The sequence below is a fragment of the Enterococcus mundtii genome (genome assembly GCF_002947535.1).
Taxonomy (GTDB): Bacteria; Bacillota; Bacilli; order Lactobacillales; family Enterococcaceae; genus Enterococcus_B; species Enterococcus_B mundtii_B.
The window spans coordinates 1-3,007 of the sequence record NZ_PUAP01000069.1; the positions used below are offsets into that span (position 1 = coordinate 1).

The 3,007-nt window shown below is 34.9% G+C and carries 4 protein-coding genes; 2 read left to right on the top strand and 2 right to left on the bottom strand.

What is annotated here, in order from left to right; translation table 11 throughout:
• Positions 1-918 (top strand): putative mucin/carbohydrate-binding domain-containing protein (locus CUS89_RS15800; protein ID WP_146103425.1); only part of this gene is annotated, 918 nt, incomplete at its 5' end.
• A 147-nt stretch (positions 919-1,065) separates the two neighbouring features.
• Positions 1,066-2,502 carry a helix-turn-helix domain-containing protein gene (locus tag CUS89_RS15805; RefSeq protein ID WP_104872796.1) on the top strand — a complete coding sequence of 479 codons (1,437 nt, stop codon included), beginning with the start codon at positions 1,066-1,068 and terminating at the stop codon, positions 2,500-2,502.
• 74 nt (positions 2,503-2,576) lie between these two features.
• Here the strand turns inward: CUS89_RS15805 and CUS89_RS15810 are convergent, their stop codons facing one another.
• Together CUS89_RS15810 and CUS89_RS15815 are read right to left on the bottom strand one after the other, a co-directional pair.
• On the bottom strand, positions 2,577-2,792 hold the full coding sequence (locus CUS89_RS15810) for a helix-turn-helix domain-containing protein (protein ID WP_019723937.1): 216 nt from the start codon (positions 2,790-2,792) through the stop codon (positions 2,577-2,579).
• 8 nt (positions 2,793-2,800) lie between these two features.
• A partial coding sequence (locus CUS89_RS15815; protein WP_146103426.1) for a DUF2975 domain-containing protein occupies positions 2,801-3,007 on the bottom strand: 207 nt, incomplete at its 5' end.

Consider the following 3,007-nt stretch of genomic DNA (forward strand, 5'->3'; position numbering starts at 1 on the left):
AAATGGGGTAGCACGATCCATTTGAAGAACCGTCAAAATGAGACAGTAGGTTCATTCGGGTTAGTGAAAAGTGGCCGCCAAATCGAGATCCAATCAATACAAGGATCAGATCGCACAATTTTAAATAATCGTGTGACACAAGTGGATGACAATAATGTGTATTATGGAATCGAGATCCTCGGTCAAGATGGACAATCAAAATATCAATATGAAGTTCGTGGAACACAAACGATCCAACAAGCCATCTCACGTTTCAATAGTGGAAGTGCCTTTCCAGTAGTTGAAGGAGATGTGGTCAAGGTTTTCCACCAAGATGCGAACAACAATATCTTGATGCATGAAGAACAAGAAAGAAACTTCACTTATGGAGGACAATTTGCAGTTTATAATGTGACAGAATATGGGTTTGAGCCTACAGGGGAGTTAGATGTTCGAACGCGAGTAGCTTCTATTGCAATCGGCACAGAAAGAGTCGATCCAAAATCTATGGTTGAAACCGTAAGAGTAAATGGTCGAGAAATCCCAGCTAATTCTTACACCGTTCAGTTACAAGAAGATTCACAAATCGATACCTCTGCACTTGGAAGTAACAATGTCGTTGGTTTAGATATCCAAGTCAACGAGGCACATGGTGGTTTTACAACGAGTGCTGAAGGAAGATACTCAGTCGTTGAACCGGGTGAAGAAGATACTCCAGGCGTTGGTGAAGAGGGTGCTGGAAGTGAGACCGGTGAAAATGGTGAAGGTGCACAAAATGACGGAAGTGATCTTGAAGCAACAGGGAACTTACCACAAACAAATGCCACTCGAAACACACTTCTTTCTGTACTAGGAAGCATGTTACTTGCCTTGATTGGCGGCATCTTCTTCTGGAAAAAACGATCTACTGAAGAGGTGGAAGAAGAGTCTAATGAATAAAGCAGCTTTTTATCCACTTTTTTATTCGTAGTAGAAAAAATAGTTTTTAGAGAAGAAAAAAGACCTCTAAAATTAAATAAGGGAAACACTCAAAAGAGGGGAAACCCAAATTTGAGTGTTTTTTATTTGTTTGTGAGGTGAATAGAAATGTTGAAGATTTTGTCAAAAAAATTAAAAAGACAATTGAAATTACTGGAATACTTATTTGAAGGCGAAACCTATCGCTTCAATGATTTAGAACATTTACTTGGTTGTTCAGCAAAAACTTTAAGAAATGACTTACTTGATATTCATTCTTATGCCAGCGATATCAAAATCCAAATGACTCGAGAAGAGGGAGTTAGAGCAACAATTCTACCTCATGTCACGGAAGACTATATTTACCAAGTGATCAAGCAAGAGTCCATTGAATATCGTTATCTAGAGGCTATTTTATTACATAAATTCAAGAATTATCTTGAATTAGCAGACTATTTATTCATTTCTGAAAGTACCTTGCGGCGAATCGTCGATAAAATCAATCCAATGTTACAGAGTTATGATTTGAAAGTACAAGCACTGATCAAACTTGTTGGAAACGATCAAATCATTACTGAAATGACCGTTCAGTTCTTAATGGGAAAATATCATTATTTTGAAGAGGCATTCCCTACATCATTTCGGTTGATTGTTACTCAACTTGCACAGGAGTTTGTTGAAGAAAATAATTTGCAGCAAGCACTAATTGGTTTGGAACCGCAAGAGGAAAAAATATTTCATTTTTGGATTGCTAGTCGGATATTATTGCTCCAAAACGATAGTGGGGTAGTTTCAGTCAATAGAAAACAAAAGAAATTCAAGTACGAAAGACTAACAACTAAACGTTTGCGCCTACCAAAAAACAACGAATTGATCAGTGATCACTTGGCAAGATACATATTCGATCAACCATTTATTTACCAGTTATTCGATATAGGGTCTTTGAATCAAAGAAATCCAATTCTATATGCAATAGACAGTTTTATCAAAGAAGTCGAAGAAAAATATGGAATTGTGTGCGAAGATAAAAAAAAGATCTTTCGTAAAGCAACTATTTTATTACAACAAAGCACGGTACCTTTCTCAATAAACCATCAAAAAAAATCACTTTTTTTAAAAAATAGTCATTCTGAAATGAATAAAATCCAACTTCGATTATGGAATAAGTTAAAACATTATGTACATACACATAATATTTTATTGAATGATTTCGAAGAATTTGCGACAACTATGTTTACAGAAATATTATTGTATTGGCCAGATTTAATAAAAAAATTCGAAGACAATAAACAAGTTCGCGCCTTAGTCATAACCAATTCGACCTTAAAATATGATGCATATTTGCTCAGTAAACTAGAACAACAGTTGGGCAATCATTTTGAGTTTGTAGCTAGAAACAATAAAGTATTGTCACAAGATTTAATCAATTATGAGAATTTTGATTGTATTATTTCGAATATTACGATTGATAAAACCTATAATATTCCTATATTCGGTGTATCCGTCTTCCCAAAAACAAGAGAAATACATAATCTGATCAACTTTTATCAAGAATTGCTTGCTTAAGAATGAATAAAAAAAGCAAGTCCCCAAAATTTTGACATTATAGGGTGGCTTGCTTTTTATAAGACTAAGAACATTTAGATTTCTTTATCTTTTTCAAAGACAAGAAGATCACCTGGCTGACAATTTAAAACTTCACAGATTTTATCTAATGTGGTGAAGCGGATCGCCTTTGCTTTTCCGGTTTTTAAAATGGAAAGATTAGCCATAGTTATGCCAACTTTCTCACTTAGTTCAGTTACTGACATTTTTCGTTTTGCTAACATCACATCTAAATTAACAATGATCGCCATCCCGCACCTCACACTGTCAATTCGTCGTTTTTCTTCAAACGAATTGCTTCTTCTAATATTTTGATCAAGACATTCATTAAAACTAATCCAGCAAATGGCAAGAAAACAAGTGAAAGACCTAATAGCATCAATCCAGGAGCATCATCCGCATCTGCCATTTGGTAGAATTTTGGTAAAATACCAAAAGAACTGATTGATAAGAAAATCATCACTTT

Coding starts and splice junctions, on each gene's coding strand:
- CUS89_RS15805 (WP_104872796.1), top strand. CDS start 1,066: ATGTTGAAGATTTTGTCAAAAAAATTAAAAAGACAATTGAAATTACTG.
- CUS89_RS15810 (WP_019723937.1), bottom strand. CDS start 2,792: ATGGCGATCATTGTTAATTTAGATGTGATGTTAGCAAAACGAAAAATG.